This window comes from Methylocella sp. CPCC 101449 (genome assembly GCF_031921685.1).
Lineage (GTDB): Bacteria > Pseudomonadota > Alphaproteobacteria > Rhizobiales > Beijerinckiaceae > Terripilifer.
Map to the genome: position 1 here is coordinate 1,630,215 of NZ_JAPDHU010000001.1, position 23,468 is coordinate 1,653,682.

Annotated in this window: 20 protein-coding genes and 1 tRNA gene; 11 read left to right on the forward strand and 10 right to left on the reverse strand. The window is 62.4% G+C overall.

The features are described 5' to 3' along the window. Positions 1–140 precede the first annotated feature (140 nt). The gene (locus OIM99_RS07490; RefSeq protein WP_311849707.1) at positions 141–1,307 is read left to right on the forward strand and encodes an acetyl-CoA acetyltransferase; all 1,167 of its coding nucleotides are present in this window, start codon (positions 141–143) and stop codon (positions 1,305–1,307) included. After that, on the forward strand, positions 1,304–1,639 hold the full coding sequence (locus OIM99_RS07495; RefSeq protein WP_311849708.1) for a hypothetical protein: 336 nt from the start codon (positions 1,304–1,306) through the stop codon (positions 1,637–1,639). Before OIM99_RS07490 ends, OIM99_RS07495 begins: the two co-directional genes overlap by 4 nt. A 29-nt stretch (positions 1,640–1,668) precedes the next feature. Here the strand turns inward: OIM99_RS07495 and OIM99_RS07500 are convergent, their stop codons facing one another. Then, positions 1,669–1,929, reverse strand: coding sequence for a BolA family protein (locus OIM99_RS07500; protein WP_409371506.1), 261 nt, complete (start codon positions 1,927–1,929; stop codon positions 1,669–1,671). A gap of 180 nt (positions 1,930–2,109) precedes the next feature. On the opposite strand from OIM99_RS07500, the gene OIM99_RS07505 reads away from it, so the two are divergent. The 3 genes from OIM99_RS07505 (at position 2,110) to cobT (ending at position 5,837) form a co-directional block, all read left to right on the forward strand. Then, complete coding sequence (locus OIM99_RS07505) at positions 2,110–2,715, forward strand: J domain-containing protein (RefSeq protein WP_311849710.1); 606 nt, start codon at positions 2,110–2,112, stop codon at positions 2,713–2,715. 122 nt (positions 2,716–2,837) lie between these two features. Further along, a complete protein-coding gene (cobS, locus tag OIM99_RS07510; RefSeq protein ID WP_311849711.1) occupies positions 2,838–3,824 on the forward strand; it encodes a cobaltochelatase subunit CobS in 987 nt (328 codons plus the stop codon). Positions 3,825–3,902: 78 nt separating this feature from the next. Continuing rightward, on the forward strand, positions 3,903–5,837 hold the full coding sequence (gene cobT / locus OIM99_RS07515; protein ID WP_311849712.1) for a cobaltochelatase subunit CobT: 1,935 nt from the start codon (positions 3,903–3,905) through the stop codon (positions 5,835–5,837). A gap of 76 nt (positions 5,838–5,913) precedes the next feature. Here cobT and rpmB read toward each other — a convergent pair whose 3' ends face one another. Further along, a complete protein-coding gene (rpmB, locus tag OIM99_RS07520) occupies positions 5,914–6,207 on the reverse strand; it encodes a 50S ribosomal protein L28 (protein WP_311849713.1) in 294 nt (97 codons plus the stop codon). Between the two features lie 378 nt (positions 6,208–6,585). On the opposite strand from rpmB, the gene OIM99_RS07525 reads away from it, so the two are divergent. The 5 genes from OIM99_RS07525 to OIM99_RS07545 all read left to right on the forward strand — a co-directional run bounded on the left by OIM99_RS07525 (position 6,586) and on the right by OIM99_RS07545 (position 13,957). Continuing rightward, a complete protein-coding gene (locus OIM99_RS07525) occupies positions 6,586–7,386 on the forward strand; it encodes a DUF3108 domain-containing protein (protein ID WP_311849714.1) in 801 nt (266 codons plus the stop codon). A gap of 610 nt (positions 7,387–7,996) precedes the next feature. Continuing rightward, positions 7,997–11,266 (forward strand): helicase-related protein, encoded by a 3,270-nt coding sequence (locus OIM99_RS07530; RefSeq protein ID WP_311849715.1) that lies wholly within the window; start codon positions 7,997–7,999, stop codon positions 11,264–11,266. Next, positions 11,263–11,667 carry an RNA-binding S4 domain-containing protein gene (locus OIM99_RS07535; protein WP_311849716.1) on the forward strand — a complete coding sequence of 135 codons (405 nt, stop codon included), beginning with the start codon at positions 11,263–11,265 and terminating at the stop codon, positions 11,665–11,667. Before OIM99_RS07530 ends, OIM99_RS07535 begins: the two co-directional genes overlap by 4 nt. 110 nt (positions 11,668–11,777) lie before the next feature. Beyond that, positions 11,778–12,116 (forward strand): ferredoxin FdxA, encoded by a 339-nt coding sequence (gene fdxA, locus OIM99_RS07540; protein ID WP_311849717.1) that lies wholly within the window; start codon positions 11,778–11,780, stop codon positions 12,114–12,116. A gap of 461 nt (positions 12,117–12,577) precedes the next feature. Beyond that, the gene (locus OIM99_RS07545; protein ID WP_311849718.1) at positions 12,578–13,957 is read left to right on the forward strand and encodes a CarD family transcriptional regulator; all 1,380 of its coding nucleotides are present in this window, start codon (positions 12,578–12,580) and stop codon (positions 13,955–13,957) included. Between the two features lie 164 nt (positions 13,958–14,121). On the opposite strand, the gene OIM99_RS07550 is transcribed toward OIM99_RS07545, so the two are convergent. From OIM99_RS07550 to OIM99_RS07565, 4 genes are all read right to left on the reverse strand, one after another. Next, the gene (locus OIM99_RS07550) at positions 14,122–15,552 is read right to left on the reverse strand and encodes a M48 family metalloprotease (protein ID WP_311849719.1); all 1,431 of its coding nucleotides are present in this window, start codon (positions 15,550–15,552) and stop codon (positions 14,122–14,124) included. Positions 15,553–16,104: 552 nt separating this feature from the next. Further along, positions 16,105–17,238 (reverse strand): hypothetical protein, encoded by a 1,134-nt coding sequence (locus OIM99_RS07555; RefSeq protein ID WP_311849720.1) that lies wholly within the window; start codon positions 17,236–17,238, stop codon positions 16,105–16,107. Between the two features lie 2 nt (positions 17,239–17,240). Next, entirely contained in the window at positions 17,241–18,611 is a 1,371-nt protein-coding gene (locus tag OIM99_RS07560) for an MBOAT family protein (RefSeq protein WP_311849721.1), read from the reverse strand. Between the two features lie 121 nt (positions 18,612–18,732). Beyond that, positions 18,733–19,632, reverse strand: coding sequence for a thermonuclease family protein (locus tag OIM99_RS07565; protein WP_311849722.1), 900 nt, complete (start codon positions 19,630–19,632; stop codon positions 18,733–18,735). Positions 19,633–19,653: 21 nt separating this feature from the next. On the opposite strand from OIM99_RS07565, the gene OIM99_RS07570 reads away from it, so the two are divergent. Next, a tRNA-Arg gene (locus OIM99_RS07570) sits at positions 19,654–19,730 on the forward strand. Between the two features lie 25 nt (positions 19,731–19,755). On the opposite strand, the gene OIM99_RS07575 is transcribed toward OIM99_RS07570, so the two are convergent. The 4 genes from OIM99_RS07575 to OIM99_RS07590 all read right to left on the reverse strand — a co-directional run bounded on the left by OIM99_RS07575 (position 19,756) and on the right by OIM99_RS07590 (position 23,157). Next, entirely contained in the window at positions 19,756–20,106 is a 351-nt protein-coding gene (locus tag OIM99_RS07575) for a hypothetical protein (protein WP_311849723.1), read from the reverse strand. Positions 20,107–20,109: 3 nt separating this feature from the next. Then, on the reverse strand, positions 20,110–21,510 hold the full coding sequence (gene chrA / locus OIM99_RS07580) for a chromate efflux transporter (RefSeq protein WP_311849724.1): 1,401 nt from the start codon (positions 21,508–21,510) through the stop codon (positions 20,110–20,112). Between the two features lies 1 nt (position 21,511). Beyond that, positions 21,512–22,333: a sulfurtransferase/chromate resistance protein gene (locus OIM99_RS07585; protein WP_311849725.1), complete on the reverse strand. Its 822-nt coding sequence runs from the start codon at positions 22,331–22,333 to the stop codon at positions 21,512–21,514. 188 nt (positions 22,334–22,521) lie between these two features. Then, entirely contained in the window at positions 22,522–23,157 is a 636-nt protein-coding gene (locus OIM99_RS07590; RefSeq protein ID WP_311850369.1) for a Fe-Mn family superoxide dismutase, read from the reverse strand. Positions 23,158–23,468: the final 311 nt, after the last annotated feature.

Here is a 23,468-nt window from a genome sequence, read left to right on the forward strand (position 1 = left end):
GAAAGTCGGGCCACAGCGATCCGACACGGCGGGCTTGAAACGGCATCACGCCGGTGCAAGCAGATCAGCTTTGTAATTGCTGTCCAAACTGTGGCCGATTTGCGTATATAGATTGAGAATATGCCCGAGGAGGTCAGATTATGAGTGCGGCAATCGTGGGATGGGCGCATCTGCCATTCGGCAAACATGACGCGGAAACGGTCGAAAGCCTGGTGGTTCGGGCGGCTTCCGAGGCTTTGGCCCATGCCGGCGTGCCGGCGGAGGCGATCGACGAAATCTTCCTGGGTCATTTCAACGCGGGTTTCAGCCCGCAGGATTTCACTGCCTCGCTGGTGCTCCAGGCCGATCCGGGCCTGCGCTTCAAGCCGGCGATGCGGGTGGAAAATGCCTGCGCCACCGGCTCGGCCGCCGTGCATACGGCGGTGCGCTCGATCGAGGCCGGCCGGGCCAAGCTGACCTTGGTGGTCGGCGTCGAGCAGATGACGCGCACGCCGCCGGCCGAAATCGGCCGCAACCTGCTGCGCGCCTCCTATCTGCCGGAGGATGGCGAGACGGCGGGCGGGTTCGCCGGCGTGTTCGGCAAGATCGCCGAGGCCTATTATCAGAAATACGGCGACCAGTCGGACGCCCTGGCGATGATCGCGGCGAAGAACCATGCCAATGGCGTCGCCAACCCTTACGCGCAGATGCGCAAGGATCTGGGCTTCGCCTTCTGCCGGCAGGAAAGCGAGAAGAATCCCTTCGTCGCCGGGCCGCTGAAGCGCACCGATTGTTCTTTGGTTTCCGACGGCGCGGCGGCGCTCGTCATCGCCGACATGGAAACGGCGCAGAGCATGCCGCGCGCGGTGGCCTTTCGCGCCACGCGCCATGTGCAGGATTTCCTGCCACGCGCCCATCGCGACATCATCGCCTTCGAAGGCTGTTCGCTCGCCTGGCGCAAGGCGCTGGACGATGCGCGCATCGGTCTCGATGATCTCTCCTTCGTCGAGACGCATGATTGTTTCACCATCGCCGAACTGATCGAATATGAAGCGATGGGTTTGACGAAGCCGGGGCAGGGCGCGCGCGCCGTGGCCGACGGCATCACGGCGAAGACCGGCAAACTGCCGGTCAATCCGTCCGGTGGATTGAAGGCCAAGGGCCACCCGATCGGCGCCACCGGTGTGTCGATGCATGTGCTGACTTCGATGCAATTGTGCAATGAGGCCGGTGATATGCAGATCAACGGCGCCAAGCTCGGCGGCGTTTTCAACATGGGCGGCGCCGCGGTGGCCAATTACGTCAGCATTCTGGAGCGCGTCAGGTGAGATCTCGGATCGGCGCGGCGCTCGCCGCCGCGCTTGTCGTATCATCTTCAGTCTGGGCACAAACTCGGGCTCCAACCGCCCTACCGGATCTGCCGCCGGGCACGTTCGATTTCTGTCCGCGGCCGGTGCGTCCGGTCTGTGTCGATGACAACGATACCTATACGAAACCGGCATCGCGCAAGGCTTGCGACGAAGAAATGGCGCGCTTCGTCAAGGCGACCTTCGACTATCGCTCCTGCCTGACGATCCAGATGGAGAACGTCATCCGCGATACGAATCGGCTCGCCGAAAAATTTCGCTGCAAGGCGGACGGCAAGCGCAACTGCGGCTGACGCCGTTCGTTATGTTTCTCCTGGCGCCTTTATTCATTCGGCGCCTTGGCTTCGATGGCGAGCGCATGTACGCCGTCGCGCAGTTCCTGCGCCAAAGCGTCGTTGACCAGGCGGTGACGTTGCAGGCGTGACTTGCCGGCGAAGGCTTCGGCGGTGATGCGAACGGTGAAATGGGTTTCGCCGCGCGGTTCGACGCCGCCGGGATGGAGCATATGTCCGGCATGTTTGGCGGAATCGTCGATGACGTCGAGGGACGCCGGCGCCAAGGCGGCGGTGAGTTTCGCAATCATCGTGTCCTTAACCGTCACTTCGCATCTCCACTCTAGGATCGTCCGCGCCTATGAAATCTTAGCAGAGCAGGTCATCAAATTTGCATTCCTGCTTTGCCATTTTCGCAGCGCAACACCATTTGTACTTTCCGGGCCCGGCAGTGCTTGCCGCAGACCCTCCACCTACCTAATGTTTCGGGCATGAATCTCAATTCGCCACTCTTCGATCGCATCAGGACCAAGGGCGAGCCGCAGGAGCGGCCGGCCGAGCCGGTGCGCGTCCGGTGCAACCACCCCGGTTGCGACCTCGCGGGCGAATATCGCGCACCGATGGGGCGCGATCGGGAAGGGCAGTATTTCTGTTTCTGCATGGACCACGTCCGCGAATACAACAATTCCTACAATTATTTCAAGGGGATGAGCGACGAGGACGTGGCGCGTTACCAAAAGGACGCGCTGATCGGCCATCGCCCGACCTGGACCATGGGGACCAAGCGCGGCGCCAGCGGTTTCCGCGAGGACGGGGTCGATCCGGCCGGTTTCGTCGATCCGATGGGCCTGTTCCGGGCGCAGCAGCAGGCCCACCAGGCCGCCACCGCCCGGCCGCGCCTGCCTGTGGCCACGGCCAAGGCTCTGTCGGTCATGAATCTTGAAGAAACAGCCGATGCGCAAACCGTTCGGGCGCGCTACAAGGAACTGGTCAAACGCCTCCACCCCGACGCCAATGGCGGCGATCGGTCCAGGGAGGAAAAATTGCGCGAGATCATCCAGGCCTATAAGCATCTGCGCAGCGTCAAGCTGGCGTAAGCTACCGGCCACTGGATTTTCCGGCTCACGGTCCGGCTCTGGCGTCCAGCTTCGGCTGGTTCTTGGCTTGAGGCCTTTCAGGTTGCGCGCACGCGCCCTATGCGTGCGACGTTGGAGGAATGATGCAAGCGGATACGAAAGAAACGAACGGTCTGCCCGATATCAAGGTGTCCGTGCGTCAGCTGTTCAATATCGATTCCGACATGGAAGTGCCGGCCTATTCGACGGCCAATGCCTATGTCCCGGATCTCGACGAGGATTATCTCTTCGACCGACCGACCACGCTCGCCATTCTCGCCGGCTTTGCCCGTAACCGCCGCGTCATCGTCACCGGCTATCACGGCACCGGTAAATCGACCCATATCGAACAGGTTGCCGCGCGGCTGAACTGGCCTTGCGTGCGCATCAACCTCGACAGCCACGTCTCGCGTATCGATCTCGTCGGCAAGGACGCGATCGTGCTCAAGGAAGGCAAGCAGGTCACCGAGTTCCGCGACGGCATTCTGCCCTGGGCCTATCAGAACAATATCGCTTTGGTCTTCGACGAATATGACGCCGGCCGCCCGGACGTGATGTTCGTTATCCAGCGCGTGCTTGAATCCTCCGGCCGTCTGACCCTGCTCGATCAGAGCCGCGTGATCCGCCCGCACGCCGCGTTCCGCCTGTTCGCCACCGCCAATACGGTCGGCCTCGGCGATACGTCGGGCCTCTATCACGGCACGCAGCAGATCAACCAGGCGCAGATGGACCGCTGGTCCATCGTCACCGTGCTCAACTATCTGGCGCACGACAAGGAAGTCGACATCGTGCAGGCCAAGGCGCCGCACTATCGGAGTAAGGAAGGCCGCGACATCGTCAACAAGATGGTGCGCGTCGCCGACCTGACCCGCAACGCCTTCATGGCCGGCGACCTGTCGACGGTGATGAGCCCGCGTACGGTGATTACCTGGGCCGAGAACGCCGACATCTTCAAGGATATCGGCTTCGCCTTCCGCCTGACCTTCCTCAACAAGTGCGACGAACTCGAACGCGCCCTGGTCGCCGAGTTCTATCAGCGCGCCTTCGGGCAGGAATTGCCCGAGAGCACGGTGAATGTCGCGCTGAGCTGAGGCTCAGTCGAGGCGTTGAGCAGACCCGCATCGTGACCGATGCGGGTTGCGGGCAGCGGGTAATGGGATAGCCCTTTCATGAGTTCCAATCGCAAGCCGGCCGTCAAAGGCGAAGCCCCGCAGGAGCCGTTCAAGCGCGCGGTGGCAAGCTGCATGCGCGCCATGGCGGGGGCGCGCGATCTGGAAGTGACCTTCGCGGCGGAACGTCCGGCGCTCGTTGCCGGCGAAACGCCGAAGGCGCGGCTGCCGGAGCCGGCGCGCAAGCTCACCGCGCATGAAGCGGCCATCGTGCGCGGACATGCCGATTCGCTGGCGCTGAAGCTCGCCTGTCACGACGCCAATGTGCATCGCCGGCTGACGCCGACCAATCAGGCGGCGCGCGCCGTCTTCGAGGCGGTGGAACAGGCGCGCGTCGAATCGATCGGCTCGCGGCGCATGCAGGGCGTGGCCGAAAATCTCACCGCCATGCTCGACGATCGTTATCATCGCGGCACCTATGCCGACGTCACCGATCGCTCCGACGCGCCGCTCGAAGATGCAGTGGCGATGATGGTGCGCGAACGGCTCACCGGTCTTGCGCCGCCGCCGGCTGCGCAGAAGATCGTCGATCTGTGGCGGCCGATCATCGAGGATCGCGCCGGCGACGACCTCAATGCGCTCGGCGCCTCGATCGAAGACCAGCGCGCCTTCGGCAAGATGGTCCATAAACTGTTGCAGTCCCTCGACATGCTGGATGAGGGCGCGATGGATCAGGACGAAACCGGTGACGAGCAGGGCGATTCCGAGCCCGATGCGCAGCCCGAGGACGCTGAAAGCGAAGGTGAGCAGGACCAGACCGGCGACGCCGTCGAGATGGATCAGGCCGACGAGTCGACCGAGGACATGGAAGAAGGCGAGATGGACGCCGACGACGCGCCCGCTGGTGAAATGCCAGAGGACGCCGACATGGGCGATGCCGACGAAGCCTCCGAGAACAAGCGTCCGCCGACCCACGGCGCCATCGAACATCGCGGTCCCGACTACAAGGCGTTCACGGTAAAGTTCGACGAGACCGTGCATGCGGAAGATCTGTGCGAGCCGGAAGAGCTGGAGCGCCTGCGCGCCTATCTCGACAAGCAGCTCAGTAATCTGTCGTCGATCGTCGCGCGTCTCGCCAACCGGCTGCAACGCCGCTTGATGGCGCAGCAGAATCGGTCGTGGGAATTCGATCTCGAAGAGGGCATTCTCGATCCGGCGCGTCTGTCGCGCGTCATCATCGATCCGCAGCAGCCGCTGTCGTTCAAGCGCGAGAAGGATATGAACTTCCGCGACACGGTGGTGACGCTGCTGCTCGACAATTCCGGTTCGATGCGTGGGCGTCCGATCACGGTCGCGGCCACCTGCGCCGACATTCTGGCGCGCACGCTCGAGCGTTGCGGCGTCAAGGTCGAGATTCTCGGCTTCACGACACGGGCGTGGAAGGGCGGGCAGGCGCGCGAAGCCTGGTTGCAGGCCGGCAAGCCGGCCAATCCCGGCCGCCTCAACGATCTGCGTCACATCATCTACAAGTCGGCCGATGCGCCGTGGCGTCGTGCGCGCCGCAACCTCGGCCTGATGATGCGCGAAGGTCTGCTGAAGGAGAACATCGACGGCGAGGCGGTCGATTGGGCGCATCGCCGCCTGCTAGCGCGCAGCGAACAGCGCCGCATCCTGATGGTGATCTCCGACGGTGCGCCGGTCGACGATTCAACCTTGTCGGTCAATCCGGGCAATTATCTCGAAAAGCATCTGCGCTGGGTGATCGACGAGATCGAAAACCGCTCGCCGGTCGAACTCATCGCCATCGGCATCGGCCACGACGTGACGCGTTATTATCGCCGCGCCGTGACGATCGTCGATGCGGAAGAACTCGGCGGCGCGATGACGGAAAAGCTTGCCGAACTGTTCGACGAGGATTCTACGCCGACCATCGTTCCGTCGGCGCATATGGTGCGTGCCGCGCGTCAGGCCGCGCAGCCGGCGAAGGCGAAGTAGGGCTTCGTCCTCAACGCCAGCCAACAAAAAAGCCCGGTCGCGAGACCGGGCTTTTTTGTTGCGATGTTCGCGGACATCAAGCGGCGGCGGCAGCCTGCTTCTTGACGATCTCGCGCTTCAGGCTGAGGGCGCCCTGCGACAGCTCGGCGTCACGCGCCTTGAGCAGGAAGGCGTCGAGGCCACCGCGATGCTCGACCGAACGCAGAGCGGCGGCGGCGACGCGCAGACGCACCGAACGCTGCAGCGTGTCGGAGATCAGGGTGACGTTGCACAGGTTCGGCAGGAACCGTGTCTTGGTCTTGATGTTCGAGTGGCTGACGAGATGGCCAACCTGGACTGCCTTGCCGGTCAGTTCGCAACGGCGCGACATGGGAACTTCCTTTCAAACGCTTTTCGACTGGGCGATAGCCTTGAGAACGCCGCCGGAGGGCGGATGCATTTGTCCACGACTGAATGGAAGGCGCGACAAACCGCAATCGTTCCGGGTTCGCCGGAATTCGGTCGCGGCTCTATAGGGGAGAGGTGCTGTGGCGTCAAGACTTTGACAGCAGAGGCCGGCGTTAAAGTCGCACTTTGCTAGAAAAGGTGATCGACCGGCGTTGTCTCGGCCGTGAATCCGACGAATTTACGAAGTGTAAGCTATAACCTGCTTCAAATCCGACAACAGTATCGGATGTAGAGTTTCATGATCAGCAGGACACTCAAAATTAAGACGATTTTGCCCAAGGCGCGGGTTGGGAAGCGGGTTTTGGCGCTGTCCCTGGCGGCGCTGCCGCTGGCTTTTTCGGGGGCTGGTGCAAAGGCCGAGACGCTGCAGGCGGCCTATTCGGTGCGCATCATCGGCTTGACCTTGGGCACCGCTGGCCTCGTCGGCTCGATCGAGCCGAACGGCTATCGGATCGAGGCTTCGGCCAAACTGGCCGGGATCGCCTCGGCGGTGACCAAATCGGAAGGCGGCGCCACCGCCACCGGATCGATCGTCCGGGGTCGCGTGCTGCCGGCGACCTATGCCAGTGCCTCGCAGAATTCCAAGGAAACCCGCACGGTGCGGATGGCCTTGAACGCCGGCAATGTCAGCGGCGCCGAGATCATGCCGCCGCCCGATCCCTATCCCGACCGCATCCCGGTCACTGAGGCGCAGAAGCGCGGCATCATCGATCCGCTGTCGGCGCTGATCATGCCGGTCAACACGCCGGGGCCGCTTGTGGGACCCGAGGCCTGCGCCCGCACCATTCCGATCTATGACGGCATCACCCGGTTCGACGTGCCGCTCTCCTATGTCGGCACGCGCCGCATGGAGATATCAGGCTACAGTGGGCCAGTGGCGGTCTGCTCGGCGCGCTATCGGCCGATTTCCGGCCATCGTGCGAACCGGGAAGCGACCAAGTTCATGGCCGACAACCGGCAGATGGAAGTCTGGCTGGCGCCGCTCGAAGAGGCGCGCGCCTTGGCGCCGGTGCGCATTTCCGTCGCCACCATGATCGGCATGCTGGTGATCGAGGCGACACGCTTCCAGACTTCGCCGTCGACCACGGCCTCGACCCGTTAACGTTTCTCGCCGTCCCGACGGCCCTGTTTTCACGAACCCGCTGGCCTTCCGCCGGCGGGTTTTTGCATTCGGGCGACGCGCCAGCCGGTAGGGCCGTGCCAAATCGATCGCAATTATTAACGCCTGTCTTTTCAAAAGCCTGTCACGTAAGTGCGACAAGGCCTCGGCTAGTGGTATTTGCAGCCATCGCCACCCACATATGGCGTGAACGGGTCGGGAAAGGTCGCCGCACAGTGATTCGTGCCTGTTACGTTCGTGCTGCGTACCGGAGGTAAACGACGGATGTTCTGCTCCCTGTGGAAATTCTATTGACAGAAGTGCCCTTCAGAGTCCGTGCGAAAGTTAAATGCGAGTCTAAGGATTCATGCGTCGAGTCGAGCGGATTCGCAATACATAGTAATGCTTGGGTCGGCCGGAACGAAATCTTGTGGGGAACAAAGGAAGACTCAAGAAGAGTCGCCGATTCGATGCCGATTCGTTCCCGCCCCGTTCGAGTGCTGAAGAAATCTGCCCGCCGGCCGTCGCAGCATGATACATCGGCGCTGTTGTCGTCAGGTTTCCGGCACCGCTCCGTTCCCGTCGCTCGGCATCGTGCCGCAGGTGCGTTTCGATGAATGTTCCGCTGCCGGCGGGTCGCGCCGGTCTTCCGCAGTCTCGCCACCGGCCGGTCACCGCGGTGCTGGGGCCGACCAATACCGGCAAGACCCATCTGGCGATCGAACGGATGGTCGGCCACAACAGCGGCGTCATCGGCCTGCCGCTGCGGCTTTTGGCGCGGGAAGTTTATAATCGCATTGTCGAAAAGGTGGGCGCGCCCCAGGTGGCGCTGATCACCGGCGAGGAAAAGATCAAGCCGGATCGGCCGCGCTACTGGGTGTCGACGGTCGAGGCCATGCCGCGCGATCTCGATGTCGACTTCGTCGCCGTCGATGAAATCCAGCTCGCCGCCGATCTCGACCGCGGCCATGTCTTCACCGACCGTCTGCTGCACCGGCGCGGACGCGAGGAGACGATGATGATCGGGGCCGAAACGATCCGGCCGCTGATCGAACGGCTCATTCCCGATGCGGTCATTGTGTCGCGGCCGCGCCTGTCCAACCTGACTTTCGCCGGCGAACGCAAGATTTCGCGCCTGGCGCGGCGCAGCGCCGTCGTCGCCTTTTCGGCCGAGGAAGTCTATGCGATCGCCGAGTTCATCCGGCGCCAGAAGGGCGGCGCCGCCGTCGTGCTCGGCGCGCTCAGTCCGCGCACGCGCAATGCCCAGGTGGCGATGTATCAGAACGGCGACGTCGACTATATCGTCGCCACCGATGCCATCGGCATGGGCCTCAATCTCGATGTCGATCACATCGCCTTCGCCGGGGATCGCAAGTTCGACGGTTGGCAATATCGCCGTCTCAACCCCAGCGAGTTCGCACAAATTGCGGGTCGTGCTGGCCGGCATACCAATGATGGGACTTTTGGCACCACCGGGCGGTGCGCGCCGTTCGATGAGGAACTCGTCGAAGCTCTGGAAAATCATCGGTTCGACGCGCTGTCCACCTTGCAGTGGCGCAACACCGATCTGGATTTCAGCACGATCACGAGCCTGCAGGCCTCGCTCGAGCGCGAGCCGCGGACTCAAGGGTTGACGCGCGCGCCGCTGGCCGAGGACGTCCTGGTGCTGGACGTTCTGGCGCGGGACGAGACCGTTCGCCGGGTCTCGGCCACACGCAAAGACGTGGAGCGTCTATGGGACGCATGCCAGATCCCCGATTATCGCAAGCTGTCCCCGGCCGCCCATGCGGAACTGGTGTCGACCATCTACAGTTTCATCGTTCGGGCCGGAAAAGTGCCGGATGACTGGTTTCAGCGCCATCTTTCCACTTTTGATCGCACCGATGGTGAGATTGACACATTGTCGGCGCGTATTGCACAGATACGCACCTTCAATTTCATCGCTAATCGTCCTGACTGGCTGAAGGATCCTGAGCATTGGCAGGGGATTACCCGTCAGGTAGAGGACAGGCTTTCGGACGCGCTGCATGAGCGGCTCGCCCATAGATTTGTGGACCGGCGCACCAGCGTGCTGATGCGCCGCCTGAGAGAGAATGCAATGCTGGAAGCGGAAGTGACGACGTCAGGCGATGTGCTTGTCGAGGGGCAGCATGTCGGCAGCCTGCAGGGGTTCCGTTTCACGGCTGACCCGCAGGCCGAGGGCGAGGCGCAGAAAACCCTGAACGCGGCGGCGCAGAAGGCGCTGGCGAGCGAGATCGATGGGCGCGCGACGCGCGTCGGCGATGCGGTCGACGATGCCTTCGTGCTCGCCAATGACGGCACCCTGCGCTGGCTCGGTGAAGCGGTCGGCAAGATCGCGACGGGCGATCACGTCCTGAAGCCGGTCGTGCGCGTGCTCGCCGACGAGCGGCTGACGGGCGCGTCGCTGGAGACCGTGCAGCGCCGGCTCGATCTGTGGGTGGCGCAGCATGTGAAGAAATTGCTCGGGGCGCTGTTTGATCTGGAGGCCGGCGAGGGGCTCGAAGGTATCGGCCGCGGCATCGCCTTCCAGGTCGGTGAAGCACTGGGCGTGCTTGAGCGCCAGCGCGTTGCCGCCGACATCAAGAATCTCGATCAGACGGCGCGCGCCAGCCTGCGCAAGTTCGGCCTGCGCTTCGGCGCCTATCACATCTATCTGCCGCAGCTTTTGAAGCCGGCGCCACGCGCGCTCGCCGCGCAACTGTGGGCGCTCAAGCACGGCGGCATCGAAACCGTGAAAGGTCTCGATGAAGTGGCGCATCTGGCGTCATCAGGCCGCACCTCCTTTGCCGTCGACAAGGATGTGCCGAAGGGGCTCTATCTCGCCGCCGGTTTCCGCGCTTCTGGCGAACGCGCCGTGCGTGTCGACATTCTCGAACGTCTGGCCGATCTCATTCGTCCGGCGATCGCTTATCGTCCCGGTACGACGCCGGGCGATCCGCCGCCGGGCACTGCCGATGGTGATGGCTTCGTCGTCACCGTGGCGATGACATCGCTGGCCGGCTGCTCGGGCGAAACTTTTGCGTCGATCCTGCGTTCGCTCGGCTATCACGGGCAGCAGCGCAAGGGTCCGGCGATCACCGTCGCCTTGATTCCGAAAGCCGCCACCGAGCCGGTGAAGCCGGCGGAGGCGGAAACGGCGCCGGCGGAAGGCGTCGAAGCGGCCGCGTCGAGCGAAGCCGTGGGCGAGACGGTTGAGGCGGCCGTCGCCGAAACCGCTGCGGCACCAGTGGAACCTGTTGCTGAAGTGACGGCGGAAGCGCCGGTCGTGGAAGCCGCTGAAGCGGCGCCGCAAGAACAAGAAGCGCAGGAACAAGAAACGAAAGAATCGGAAACGCCAGCGACAACGGACACCGTTGAAGCGATGGCATCCGAGACGGAAGCGGCGACCAGCGATGCGCCGGCCGCCGAGGCGGGTGAAGCCGCTGAGGTCGTCGCCGAAGAGCCGATGATCGAGGTGTGGACGCCGCATCGCCGGCATGAGCCGCGCAAGTTCGACTTCACGCAGCGCCGGCCGCGTCGCGAGGACAATCGCAACAACAAGGGTCAGCGTCCGCCGCAAGGACGTCCCGGTGAAGCCGGTGTCGCGGCGGCGCCCGCCGATGGCGCGGAGGCGCCGGTGCAGCAGCAACGGCGTGACGGCGGTCGCGATCGCTTCAAGAAGAAGTTCGAAGGCCGTGGCGGCCAGAAGCCGGGCGAGGGTCGTCGTGACCGGCCCGATCAGCAGCGCTCCGATCAACAGCGGCCGCACGGCCAGCGCTTCGAGCGGCCGAAGCCGAAGGAACGGCAGCCCGATCCGAACTCGCCCTTCGCCAAACTGGCGGCCTTGAAGGAGCAGTTGGAAAACAAGGATCGTAGCAGGTGACGATCGCGGGGCGACAACGGCTGGATAAGTGGCTGTGGTTCGCTCGCGTCGTTAAATCGCGCACCTTGGCGGCGAAGCTGGTGAGCGATGGCTATGTGCGCGTCAACAGCGTCAAGGCCGATGCGCCGGCCAAGGCGGTCGGTCCGGGCGACGTTCTGACGATCGCGCTGGAGCGGCAGGTGCGCGTTCTGAAAGTGCTGGCGCCGGGCGCGCGGCGCGGCCCCTATGAGGAGGCGCGCACGCTCTATGAAGACTGTTCGCCGCCACCGCCCGCGACGACCGAAACCGGCGCCGGATTTGGCGATCGGGCGCCGGGCGCAGGCCGGCCGACGAAGAAGGAACGGCGCAGCCATGATGCCCTGTTCGGCGGCGATGGCTTCGGCTCAGGTAAAGTTGATTAAGGCGATCAGGGTTGCAATCGCCGCCGCATTGCGCCAAGAGGCTGGCCGAAGTCAGCCAGCCGGCGTAAAGCCTCTGTGAATGACCGCGCCATGGGCGCGAGGAGAGACTGATGACCTATGTCGTCGTAGAGAATTGCATCAAGTGCAAGTATATGGACTGCGTCGAAGTTTGCCCCGTGGACTGTTTCTACGAGGGCGAGAATATGCTGGCGATCCATCCCGACGAATGTATCGATTGCGGCGTGTGCGAGCCGGAATGCCCGGCCGAAGCGATCAAGCCCGATTCGGAGCCTGGCCTCGACAAATGGCTCAAGCTGAACGCTGACATGGTCAAGAACTGGCCGAACATCACGATCAAGCGAGATGCGCCGGCCGACGCCAAGGAATTCGACGGAAAAGAGGGAAAATTCGAGGCTTATTTCTCGGATAAACCGGGCGAGGGTGACTAAACCGCGGCATTTTCGTGCTGCCGCCACGGCCCTGCGCGCCGGGCGGCCGCGGCCGCCGGTCAAGTTCCGCCATCAATTCCAGTGAATTGCGACAATCAACGCTGTTAAGGTGGTAAGGCGTTAACCTTTGCACATGGCCAAACCACGGCTCCATGCTGGAATTCTTTGATTCCAGCAGTATTTTGTGCTATACCTCTTTTTAACAGTCGTTAATTCCGCTTACCGAGGACCCGCCGTTACAGGAGGCCGCTCCGGTTTTCCGGGGCTGTTTTTTTGCCGACATGTGACAGCCCTTTGGTGGGCGCTGTTGTCGGTCTGAACGAGCGAGTAGTTAATTACTGTTTTTGTTTGGGTAATCGGCGCTCAGTTCCCATTTGAGCGCTGCTTCTACCTAACCGGATGGCCTCTGTCATCCGGAAAATCACCCCGTCTCCACAGCGGGGTAACCAGGAGTATCGAGTATGTCGTCGACCAAGAAAACGGCCAAGACTGTCAAAGCCAAGGCTATGGCACGTTCGTCCAGCAAGGAAAAGGTCAAAACCGGACTGTCCGGCAAAACCAGCAAATCCGAGGCGGAAAAGGTCAAGTTGAAGGCGGCGGCGACGGAAAAAGCGGTCAGCAAGGCGAAAGATGTCGCCAAGGCAGCGGCCAAGCATGTCACGAAGCCGGCGGTCAAGTCGGCGACAGTCAAGCCGGCCGCCAAGCCGGTGACGGGGAAGGCGCCTGCCGAGGTCAAGGTCGACAAAAAATCCGCCGGAACAACAACAGTTAAGGCTGCTCCGGTACAGGTTCTTAAACCTGTTACCGGCAAGAAGCCTGCGGCACCTCCCAAGCAAGAGATCAAGACAACAATCGTGAAGAAACCTCAGCAAGCGAAAGACGCGGCACCCCCTGCGAAGGACAAGGTGCCGGCCAAATCCGCCGCTCCGGTGAAGCCGGCGGCGAAAGCCTCCACCAAGGCCACCGAAGTCAAAGTGGAAGCCAAGGTCGAAACCAAGCCGGCCGTGAAAGCCGCTGCCAAGCCCGCGCCGGTGAAAGCCGAAGCCGCGAAGCCGGCGGCTGCGCCCAAGGCCAAGGCTGAGCTGGCGTCGCCGGCTGCTGAGGTGAAACCGTCCGTTCAACCCGCCGCGCCGCGTCCTGTCGCCGGTGCGCCCGTGCCGCCGCGCACCGGTCTGCCGCCGGGCCGTTTCGGCGCTTCGCGCCAGCCCTTCCCGCCGATCGTCAAGCCGGCGGCTGCCGTCGCTGGCGGCAAGCCGGGCAAGACCGGCTTCAAGACGCACGAATATATCGTCTATCCCGCCCATGGTGTTGGTCAGATCATCGCCACCGAGGAGCAGGAAGTCGCCGGCCACAAGCTGGAACTTTATGTGATCAGCTTCCTCAAGGATAAGCTGACCTTGAAGGTGCCGCTGCCGAAGGTTCTGTCGGGCGCGATCCGCAAATTGTCGGATGCCGCGACCGTGCAGAAATCCCTCGACACGCTGACCGGCCGTGCCCGCATCAAGCGCACGATGTGGTCGCGTCGCGCGCAGGAATATGAGGCGAAGATCAATTCGGGCGATCTCGTCGCGATCGCCGAAGTGGTGCGCGACCTCTATCGGTCCGAAGCGCAGCCGGAGCAGTCCTATTCCGAGCGGCAGCTTTATGAAGCCGCACTCGATCGCATGGCGCGCGAAGTCGGCGTCGTGCAGAAACTGACCGAAACCGAATCGCTCAAGGTGATCGAGCAGCATCTCGAAAAGGGTCCGCGTCGCGGTTCCCGTTCCGAGGCGGCTTCCGACGCTGACGGCGATGCGGATGTCGATGCGGACAATGACGGCGAGATCGAAGCCGCCGCTTGATCAGCGCTGCAACGCTTTAAGAAAAACCCGGCTTGCGAGCCGGGTTTTTTGTTGCCCATAGCGTTTCCATCGAAACGCGTTTTGCGCTCTGCGAAGATCGCTTAGAGTCTTGTCTGGACGCGTTTTCTTCACGCGAACCGGATGCCACTTCGCTCGAAAACGCTTTACTCGACGACGATCTTATACTGCCGTCCGGGCTCGAGGCTGGCGCCACGCTGTAAGCCGTTGATCAGCAGGAAGACGTCGAGATTGCGATCGGTCATGGCCATGCGCTGCGCCATGCTGGAGATCGTATCGCCGCCCTGCGCCGGGACGATGGCGATATGCAGGGGCCGCAGGCCGCGCGCTTCCTGCTGTGGCAGACGCCGGAACGAATTGATGGCAGCCAAGAACTTCTTGTCCGTATCGGGCGTGAGATTCTTGCTGGCGAAGATGATGCGGAAGACATCGCCGCCCATGCGGATGACCGCGACGCGGAAGCGCCAGTCGTTCTCCGTCGCGGTCGCCGTCGCGCCCGGCAGGCTGTTGACCGTCAAGGTTTGGATCGTCGCCTGATCGAGGCCAGCGACCCAGCCGGTGCCGAGATAGGCTTCCAGTGATTGCTCCTCGCCGAGGCGGACGTTGTCGAGGCGCAGCGCCTCGGAGCCGCCGGCGGCGACGCCGAGCACGGCTTGCGCCGTATTCTCCAAGGTGAAGCCTTCCGGCGCCATGAAAGAGAAGCCGAGCTTGCCATGGGCGAAGCGGCGGCCGCGCACGATGCCGTCGGCGGGATCGTCGCCGAAGTCGATACCGTTGATGGCGTTGAGATAGGCCTCGCGATCGATGGCGCCCATGCCCGGCGCGCCGAATTGGCGGGCGGCGTTGCGGGCCCGTTCGATGCGCTCCTGCGTCGAGGGATGGGTCGACATGATGTCGGGCTGCTGATCGCTGTTGCGATTGCCGAGCAGAGCGGCGCGCATCGCCGTCGAGCGGCTCAAGGCCTGCAGGAAGCGCGCGGCGCCATAAGGATCGTAGCCGGCGCGGCCGAGATTGCGCACGCTGATCAGGTCGGCGTCGAATTCCTGCTGGCGGGTGAAGCCGGCGAGGGTGAGCTTGTCGAAGGCGGTGACTTCCTCGCTGCGTTCGCGGCTCTGCAATTGCCGGGAAGCGCGGCTGCGCAATTCGCTGTTCTTCAGTGCTTCCTCGCGCTGGAAGGCATGGCGCGCGGTGACGTGGCCGATCTCATGCGCCATCACCGCCGCGACTTCGGAGGAATCATTGGCGAGCGCCAGCAAGCCGCGCGTCACATAGATATTGCCCGAGGGCAGAGCGAAGGCATTGACGACAGGCGAATTGAGGATCGTGACACGATAGGCAGGACCGGGGTTTTCATCCGCCGCCGCCAGTTTCGCCAGGATCTGATTGAGGAGCTGTTCGGCCGCCGGCGCTTTGTATTCGCCGCCGAACATCGAGACGAGCTGGCGATGCTCCGCCGTGCCGCGCGGCTCGTTGCCGGTGGTGCGTGGCGCCTGCGAAGGCACGGCCGGGCCTTGCGGCTGTTGATTGTTGTCGGGGTCAAATGTGGCGCAGCCGGCCAAGGCCAGCGCAAGAGCCAAGGAGGCCAGCCGGGTCTTGAATGATCGGGAAAAAGGGTAGGTGAACGAATTCATAGGTTTATAACGGCAGACCATAGGATTGAGTTCAACCTGTGGCGAAATTCGACCGATCCGCGCGCGAAAATGGTCGAGGTTGAAACTCATGGCGTGAGAACGGGCTCCCGCGACGGCAGAACGAAGGAATTCCATCCTGCCACGGCACGATGGAAGATTTCTTACCGTTGCTCCAGAGCTTTTTCAGTTTTCATAAAGCCGGACGCGCGTTTCGATGTGCGCTGACGCACTGCACGGGTGAATCGGCGGCGAATCTCTCCAAAATGCGAGCGCTTACGTTGCGGGCGTCGAAGCGGCTATTTGATTGCTCGTCAGGCGCGCTCTCGGTGTCATCCCGGACGCTTGCGCAGCAAGTGATCCGGGACCCAGGGGCATGTGACGAAACCTTGGTTGATTGCGAACACGCTTCACCGCTGGGATTGCAGGCTCTACCACGCGCCCCTGGGTCCCGGATCACGCTGCGCGTGTCCGGGATGACACCAAGGCTTCGACGTGCGTCTAGCGACCGCGCACGCGCACGGTCCAGGCGCCGTCGTCGGCCGCATCCTTGCCGGCGAGCGCGGTCGCCAGATCGTCCTCGATCCGCTGAGCGACAGGGAGCCTGTGATGATAGGGATCCCAGAAGGTGGCGTCGTTGCGGTTGAGCGCGGAATCGATGCGCCAGTCGATAACGGTGGCCTGATGGCGCCGGGCGATCGCATCCATGTCGGCCTTGCAGGCGGCTTCCACCGCGGCGTCGCGCGAGCCGGGCGCCGGCAAGGTCGAGATGTGGGTTGGTAGCCAGATCAGCACGGTGCGCGTGCGGTCGCCCTCGCGGCTCAAAATGGCATTGAGCCAATCCTGCGCCGGGAAGCGCAACGCGGTGCGTTCCGCCTCGGTGAGGACGACGGGTGGCGTCACCGGCGTGATGACATGCGGGCGATCGCCCCAGATGCGCTGTTGTGCGGCCGCGAGATCATAGGTGTCGTCGGGCGGCGTATAGACGCTGAAGCCGTTCGGCTGCAGGCGGATGCGGCCATGGCCGAGATTGGTCATGACGATGCGGGCCGCCGTCTCGATGGTCTTGCCGTTCAACAGATAGAGAAAATCGTTCCACGGATTGTCGTCGAACATCCAGTCGGGGAAGGCGCGGATGGTGAGCTTGCGATCGGGCTGATCGGCGCGCTCGTCGCACCACCAGTGATCGAGACCGACGATCATCACTTTCGGCGGACCTTTGACGCGCAGGAACAGATCGGCCATCTGCATCTGTTCCCAGGGCGTCGCCGCATTCATCGCCACATTGGCGAGGCGGCTACCGAAGGTCTTGTCGAGCCGGTCGGGATCGAACAGGCGGATCATCGAATTGCCGACGATGATCGAATCGTAATTGCCGTGGCGAATGATCGCCGGATAGAAATGCCGCTGGCTGGTGTCGATGTTGGGGCGCGGCATCGGTGGCGAAAACGGCACCACCTGATAGGGGTCGACGATCAGGATGAAGGCTGAGCAGGCGGCGAGCCCGCCGATAAACGTGCCAAACAGCGCCTTGCCGAAACGGCGCCAGCGCGCGCCGTCGGCCGCATCACGTTCGGCGTCGCCGCGTTTGGCAGCGATCCAGTTCGTCAATCCTGTGCGCAGCGTGTCGAGCATGATCAGAACTGAAAATAGATGAAGGGCGTCGGCGCGCCCTTGCCGATTTCAAGGACGCAGATGACGGCGATGACGGCGACGACGATGGCGAGCAGCACGCTCGGAAAAATATAGCGCTCCTTCAACTGATGGGCTGATGGAATGAGCGTGGCGATGGCGGCGGCGACCAGCATCATGCGCCAGGCTTCAAGCCGCCCGGTAAAACCGTTGGCCCCCACCATCGAGGCGAGAATCGAGCCGGCGGAGGTGAAGTCGATAGCGCGGAAAATCACCCAGCCGACGATGACGAACAGCATGGTGACGAACCAGGCCAGCAATGTCGGCATCGGCCGGCCGAAGCGTTGCCAATAGCGGCAGATGACGAGGCCGACGCCGTTCCACACGCCCCACACCACATAGGTCCAGCCGGCGCCGTGCCACAGGCCGCAGATCGCCATGGACATGATCGTCGCCCAGACGTAGCGCAGCTCGCCGTGGCGGCTGCCGCCCAGGGGAATGTAGAGATAGTCGCGGATGAAGTTCGACAGCGAGATATGCCAGCGCCGCCAGAAGTCGCGCAGTGATGTGGAGAGATAGGGCCGGTTGAAGTTTTCCGGCAGCAGCAGGCCGAACATCAAGGCGATGCCGATGGCCATTTCCGTGTAAGCGGAGAAATCGAGAAAGAGCTGAAAGGTGAAGGCGAGCGCCGCCGTCCAGGCTTCCCCAAAAGTCAGCGCCGTATGTGTCGCCTTTTCATAGAGCCGGTCGGCGACGGGGCCGAGCTGATCGGCGACGAGCACTTTCTTGGCGAGACCCAAGGTGAACAGCACGCCGGCGATGGCGAAGCGCTGCGCGAGACCGGGCCGGCGCGGATCGAGCGAGAATTGCGGCACCAGCTCGTTGTGGCGCACGATCGGCCCGGCGATCAGATGTGGGAACACCAGCACGAACAGCGCGAACGGCCGCAGCGGATAGAGCGGCGCATCGCCGCGACGCAGATCGACCAGATAGGAAATGAGCTGAAACGAGAAGAAGCTGATGCCGATCGGCAGGATCAGGCCGGAGCGCGGCAAGTGCCAGCCGGTGATCGCATCGAGGGAGTTGATGAGGAAGTCGAGATATTTGAAGGTGGCGAGCGAGCCGAGATTGATGAGAATGCCGAGCACGATCACCGGCAGGCGGCCGCCCTTGTTCGACCAGCGCGCCAACAGCCAGGTGAGGCCGATCTGGCCGAGCAGCAGCGGCAGGAAACGCACATCCCACCAGGCGTAGAACACCAGCGAGGCGGCGATCAAAGCGTAATGGCGCAGCCGCTCGCTCGACACCGCCAGCCAATAGGCGGCCAGGGTCAGCGGCATGAAAATCAGGATGAACGGCTGGCTCTGAAACAGCATCCGGGGCGATTGTATGGTTTTAGCGGCAGGTGCGATGCGCCGCCGGCTGCGATGCGGCGGACCATAGTGGCTGGGGGAACCGCAGCCAAGCCGCGATTATGAGGCGCGACGTTAAGGCTCGTCAGGGCTTGGGTGTTGCCGGGACCGCCGGGTGCCAACCGTCGCTGGCGGCGTCTTTGAGGATTTCGAGGGCGCCGGGCGCGTGCAGTTCCATCCGCGGGCCAAACCGGGTGTCGATCAGGCCCCGCGCCTGGATCGTCTTGCCCGTCAGGCTCTTAGGGTCGAGCCCGGCGGCCGTGAAAGCCTTCAGATTTCGGGCCGAAACGGTCAAAGTAAGCGAGTTTTGCCGATTTCTGCCGAGATTGATGAAGGTTCGGGCCCGTCCGGCATTGACGTTGGCCACCACGCCGGACACCAGGGCGATGCGCCCCGCGACGCTAGAAAAGTCAGGGTCTTGCGCCTGATCGAGGGGCGCATAGGCTGGATCGGCCCACAGGCCGTGCTGGTCGGCCCGCGCGCCGGCCTCGGCCTGAAGAAGCGATTTCAGGCAGGGGCTGGTCTCGCTCAGCGGATCGACCCGCGCCCAGCCGGCCTCGATCAGGGCCTGGGCGAGTGACAGCTGTTCGGGCGCCAGGAAGGCGCGTGCCCGCTCCCGGCCCCAGCGGTCGACGGCCGGATCAAGCGCGGTGAGAGCCACCTGCGCGCCGACCGTCCAGAGCGCCAGATCAGCCCGCGCCTTTTCCGCCAGTTGCGGATCGGACGGGGTGGCGCGCGCTGGCTCGATGCCGGCGATGCGGATGAGCCTTTTGTCGGCGAGTTTCAGTTCGAGATGGGCGGTGACGTCGGTGACGTCGACGGGCTCGCCCACGGGGCGATCGCAGGCTTCCTGTGGGGATTCTGGGGTAGAGCGCGGCGGCTTGCCGGTTTGTGCGGTGGCGAAACCAAGCGGCGGAAACAGCAGCGCGAGCGCGAAGACGGCCGCTCGCAACTTTTCATTTGCCGCTCCTGTGCTAAACAGCATGCCCCGTGGTTCTCCGCGTCCGTCCCGGTAGCTCAGCAGGATAGAGCAACGGTTTCCTAAACCGTAGGTCAGGGGTTCGAATCCCTTCCGGGACGCCATTTCTACATTGTATGTTTAGGGGCGCTATCGGAGATAGCCATCCAGAGCGATGTCGGAATCCTGGAGCTTAAGGCTGATGGCCTGCCCCTTTTTTCGAACGGTGTAGCAGGCGTCGCCTTTTCCTTCGTCGAGGCAAAGCTCGTTCCCGATCACCCGCCATTTGAAACGAACCTTTCTCCCCATGCTCGCGCCCTCTACGTGCCCGTTGGGCAGGTAACGCAAGTTGAAATGCGTGTCGTCCGTAAATGATCGGCCTGTAAAAGCTTGGCGAATTTGCATCCCAGTCAATTGACGATAGCCGTCCGTTTGCGGCAGAGCCGCCAGTGGAACAGGCAAGAAGGCTAGCGCGCGGATCGATCTTGGCAATCGGGGCATGGTCTAGCTCCCTCCGCCAATGTGGATCAAGCCGGCCAGATGCAGGCCGATGCCGGCAAGAGAGCAAATGGCGAGCGTGGTCAGCATGCCAGCATTCAAGCGGAAGATCGCGAAGGCCGCGGCAACTGAAAGAACAAGCGCCCAGGGATCGATGCTGGTGAGCGCGGGTGCGTCAAAAGAGAACGCAAGCCACTGCACAGGCACGGTGGCGTGAAAGATCGAGTGGATCGCGAACCATATTGCCAGATTGAGAATGACGCCAACGACTGCCGCCGTAATCGCGGACAGTGCTCCGGCGAGAGCCTTATTGCCGCGCAATCGTTCGATAAAAGGCGCGCCTAGGAATATCCAGAGAAAGCACGGGATGAACGTGACCCAGGTGGCGAGCAAGCCCCCCAAAGTGGCGGCCAGGAGCGGAGGCAGGCTACCGGGTGCGCGATAGGCGCCCATGAAGCCTACAAATTGCAAGACCATGACCAACGGGCCGGGCGTCGTTTCCGCCATACCCAAACCATCAAGCATTTCGCCTGGCTTGAGCCAGCCGTAGTTCTCGACAGCCTGTTGCGCGACATAGGCGAGGACGGCATAGGCTCCGCCGAACGTCACCATCGCCATCTTGCTGAAGAAGATGGCGATCTGACTGAAAACATTGTCCGGGCCGAGCGTCGCGAGGAGCCATGCCACGGGAATGAGCCACAGCAGCAACCAAACGGATGTCACCTTCAATGTTTCTCGCATGCGAGGACGTGCGTGTTCGGGCAATTCGTCACCGAGCAGGCTGTCTTGATCTGCTTGGTCCTTCGCCGTTCCGTGGCCTGTCCCGCTAAAGAAGTCAGCGAAGTTTGAACGTCCACCCCAAAAGCCGATGACGCCAGCCGCAAGGACAATGATTGGAAAGGGGACGGCGAAAAAGAAGATGCCGATAAAGGCCGCAGCGGCCAGAATTTGCATCGTGCGGTTCTTGAGTGCGCGTCTGCCGACACGCACGACGGCCTGAATCACGATGGCCAGAACCGCCGCCTTAAGGCCAAAGAAGAAGGCCGCGATCAGGCTTACGTTTCCCAACAGCGCATAGACGTAACTCAGCGCCATGATCGATATGACGCCAGGGACGATGAATAGTCCTCCAGCCACGATGCCGCCCAGCGTTCGATGCATGAGCCAGCCGATATAGGTCGCCAGTTGCTGGGCTTCTGGTCCGGGCAGGAGCATGCAGTAGTTCAGGGCATGCAGGAAACGGCTCTCTGAAATCCATCGTTTCTCTTCGACGAGAATGCGATGCATGACCGCAATCTGTCCGGCCGGCCCGCCAAAACTGAGGGCCGCGATCCGCAGCCATACCCAGAAAGCCTCGGACATCGATATGCCGTGGCCGTGGGCCTTCGCTTCGACATGTGCGTCCATATCAGGCTCCAGCCTTGTTCGAGGGCCAGTTATGCGTTTCGTCGCTGGCGTCGCGACACCATCGATAGAAAGCGTCGTAGAGCTGAAGCCCTGCCTCCAGTTGCTCCAGATCATCGGTATACATGCGCGATAAACCGAGCGAAGCCGCCAGCAGGCCGGCGGCTTCTGGCGCGAGATCGAGACGCGCCGTGTCGGCGCCACGAACGATCTGGGCCAGTTTTTGCAACGGCGCCGTGGCGAGCCCCCATTCCGCGAGCATGATATCAAATGTGCAGAGTTCGCCGCGATGGCTCCAGAAAACACCTTCAACGTCGAAGGGCGTTGCGCCGAATTGCTCCGCGACCCCTGCGATGTCCGAAGGTGGAACGAATAGGAATGCCGCGCGTCGGTCGATAAAACGCCGGATCAGCCAGGGGCAGGCAATTCGATCGATCTTTGGACGTGCGCGCGTAACCCACAGCGTTCGGCCTGAAGCACCGACAACTGGCAATTTAGCTATTTGCACCGCCGGCAGCTTGGCTTTGATCCACGCTTGATAGCCGCCCTCCAAAACTTCGGCGGAGGCTGCTCCTGCTTGTCTCAACCAAGCCGCTACACCCTGGCTTAGTTTCTGGCCTTTGTCGCAAATGACGATGACGGAGGAACCCGTTGTCTCGGAGGTCCAGCGTTCGATTTCGCTGTGCCTACGGTGCGTAGCGCCAGGAATGAGGCTGGGATTGACGGCAAAGTCTTCGTCCGCGCGGACATCGATCAGCGACGGGCATTTTGGCGTGCCAATCAGGCGCGCCAGCTTCTCTGGGGAAATCGAGGTATATGACGACATACTACGCCCTTCGTGATCATGTTGATCAGGACGCGATACTTGGGCATGTCGCCTGGAGGGGAGATCGCTTCCCCTGAGATCACTCTAAACTCCAGCCATGGCCTGTTGTCAATCTATGGATTGGACAGGAGCTTGAGCTGCTTAGCATCCGACCGATAAAGCGGCCGGATGCCCGGCTGGAAGGTGCTTCAGCTTTCGCGAGCGTATCGGTCGTAGAGCTTCTGCGCATTGTCCCAATTGATGGCTTCCATGAAGGCGTCGACATAGCCCGCCGCCCGAGCGCCGTAATCCATGTGGTAGGCATGTTCATACATGTCGAGCACGACCACCGGTCGTCCACCTACTAAGGTCGTGGTGTGATCGGCTGCCCATTGGTTGATCAGCCGTTTGTCGCGCGGTGAATAGGCGAGAATCACCCAGCCTGATCCTCCTCCTTCGGCTTTGCCCATCGCCGAGAATTCGGCGTGCCAGCGTTCCAAGCTGCCGAAATCGCGGGCAATGGCTTCCGCCAGGTTGCCATGCGCGATACCCGATCCGCCAAGGCTATCAAAATAGCTTTCATGCAAGATCATGGAATTGGCCGCGATCAATTCCTCACGCTTCAAGCCATTGATCAAAAATCCCGGGGCTTTGGCGAAATTGAGCTCAGCCAGTTGGGTTGCGATTGTGCCGAGACGTTTGACGGCGCCTACATAGTTGTTCTCGTAGTGGCTCACGAGAATTTTCTCAGAAATACCTTTGACGTTCTTCGGATCTACCGACAGAGGCTTGGGCACGTAGGAGAGGGTACGGCTTACAGACGCGGGGCTGGATCCCTGCGCCATGGCTTCACCAATTCCAGCGACACTGGCTGTCGCAGCCAGTAGCGTCCCTGCGCCGAGGAGGTCGCGGCGTTCGATTTCATAACTCATGGCTTTCTCCACCATCGAGATACTAGCCGTGCAAAGCCGAAGGCTCGCATCGGGCTGCATCAGCGGTTGCAATTCGAGTGGCAGAGTTCGTGATCAAGTGCATGACGCGTCCTCGCACCAGATGTGCGAACCCTGGACGCGATACTTGGGCTGTCGCCTCATGGGGAGATCGCGGCCCCCATGGAGAAATATCTCGTGCATTAATGCGGCAAGGTCAAGGCATG

What these genes read in the sequence shown, in the direction of transcription:
- OIM99_RS07490 (WP_311849707.1), top strand. Translation starts at nt 141, where the DNA reads ATGAGTGCGGCAATCGTGGGATGGGCGCATCTGCCATTCGGCAAACAT.
- OIM99_RS07500 (WP_409371506.1), bottom strand. Translation starts at nt 1,929, where the DNA reads ATGATTGCGAAACTCACCGCCGCCTTGGCGCCGGCGTCCCTCGACGTC.
- OIM99_RS07505 (WP_311849710.1), top strand. Translation starts at nt 2,110, where the DNA reads ATGAATCTCAATTCGCCACTCTTCGATCGCATCAGGACCAAGGGCGAG.
- cobS (WP_311849711.1), top strand. Translation starts at nt 2,838, where the DNA reads ATGCAAGCGGATACGAAAGAAACGAACGGTCTGCCCGATATCAAGGTG.
- cobT (WP_311849712.1), top strand. Translation starts at nt 3,903, where the DNA reads ATGAGTTCCAATCGCAAGCCGGCCGTCAAAGGCGAAGCCCCGCAGGAG.
- rpmB (WP_311849713.1), bottom strand. Translation starts at nt 6,207, where the DNA reads ATGTCGCGCCGTTGCGAACTGACCGGCAAGGCAGTCCAGGTTGGCCAT.
- OIM99_RS07530 (WP_311849715.1), top strand. Translation starts at nt 7,997, where the DNA reads ATGAATGTTCCGCTGCCGGCGGGTCGCGCCGGTCTTCCGCAGTCTCGC.
- fdxA (WP_311849717.1), top strand. Translation starts at nt 11,778, where the DNA reads ATGACCTATGTCGTCGTAGAGAATTGCATCAAGTGCAAGTATATGGAC.
- OIM99_RS07545 (WP_311849718.1), top strand. Translation starts at nt 12,578, where the DNA reads ATGTCGTCGACCAAGAAAACGGCCAAGACTGTCAAAGCCAAGGCTATG.
- OIM99_RS07555 (WP_311849720.1), bottom strand. Translation starts at nt 17,238, where the DNA reads ATGCTCGACACGCTGCGCACAGGATTGACGAACTGGATCGCTGCCAAA.
- OIM99_RS07560 (WP_311849721.1), bottom strand. Translation starts at nt 18,611, where the DNA reads ATGCTGTTTCAGAGCCAGCCGTTCATCCTGATTTTCATGCCGCTGACC.
- OIM99_RS07565 (WP_311849722.1), bottom strand. Translation starts at nt 19,632, where the DNA reads ATGCTGTTTAGCACAGGAGCGGCAAATGAAAAGTTGCGAGCGGCCGTC.
- OIM99_RS07575 (WP_311849723.1), bottom strand. Translation starts at nt 20,106, where the DNA reads ATGCCCCGATTGCCAAGATCGATCCGCGCGCTAGCCTTCTTGCCTGTT.
- chrA (WP_311849724.1), bottom strand. Translation starts at nt 21,510, where the DNA reads ATGGACGCACATGTCGAAGCGAAGGCCCACGGCCACGGCATATCGATG.
- OIM99_RS07585 (WP_311849725.1), bottom strand. Translation starts at nt 22,333, where the DNA reads ATGTCGTCATATACCTCGATTTCCCCAGAGAAGCTGGCGCGCCTGATT.
- OIM99_RS07590 (WP_311850369.1), bottom strand. Translation starts at nt 23,157, where the DNA reads ATGGCGCAGGGATCCAGCCCCGCGTCTGTAAGCCGTACCCTCTCCTAC.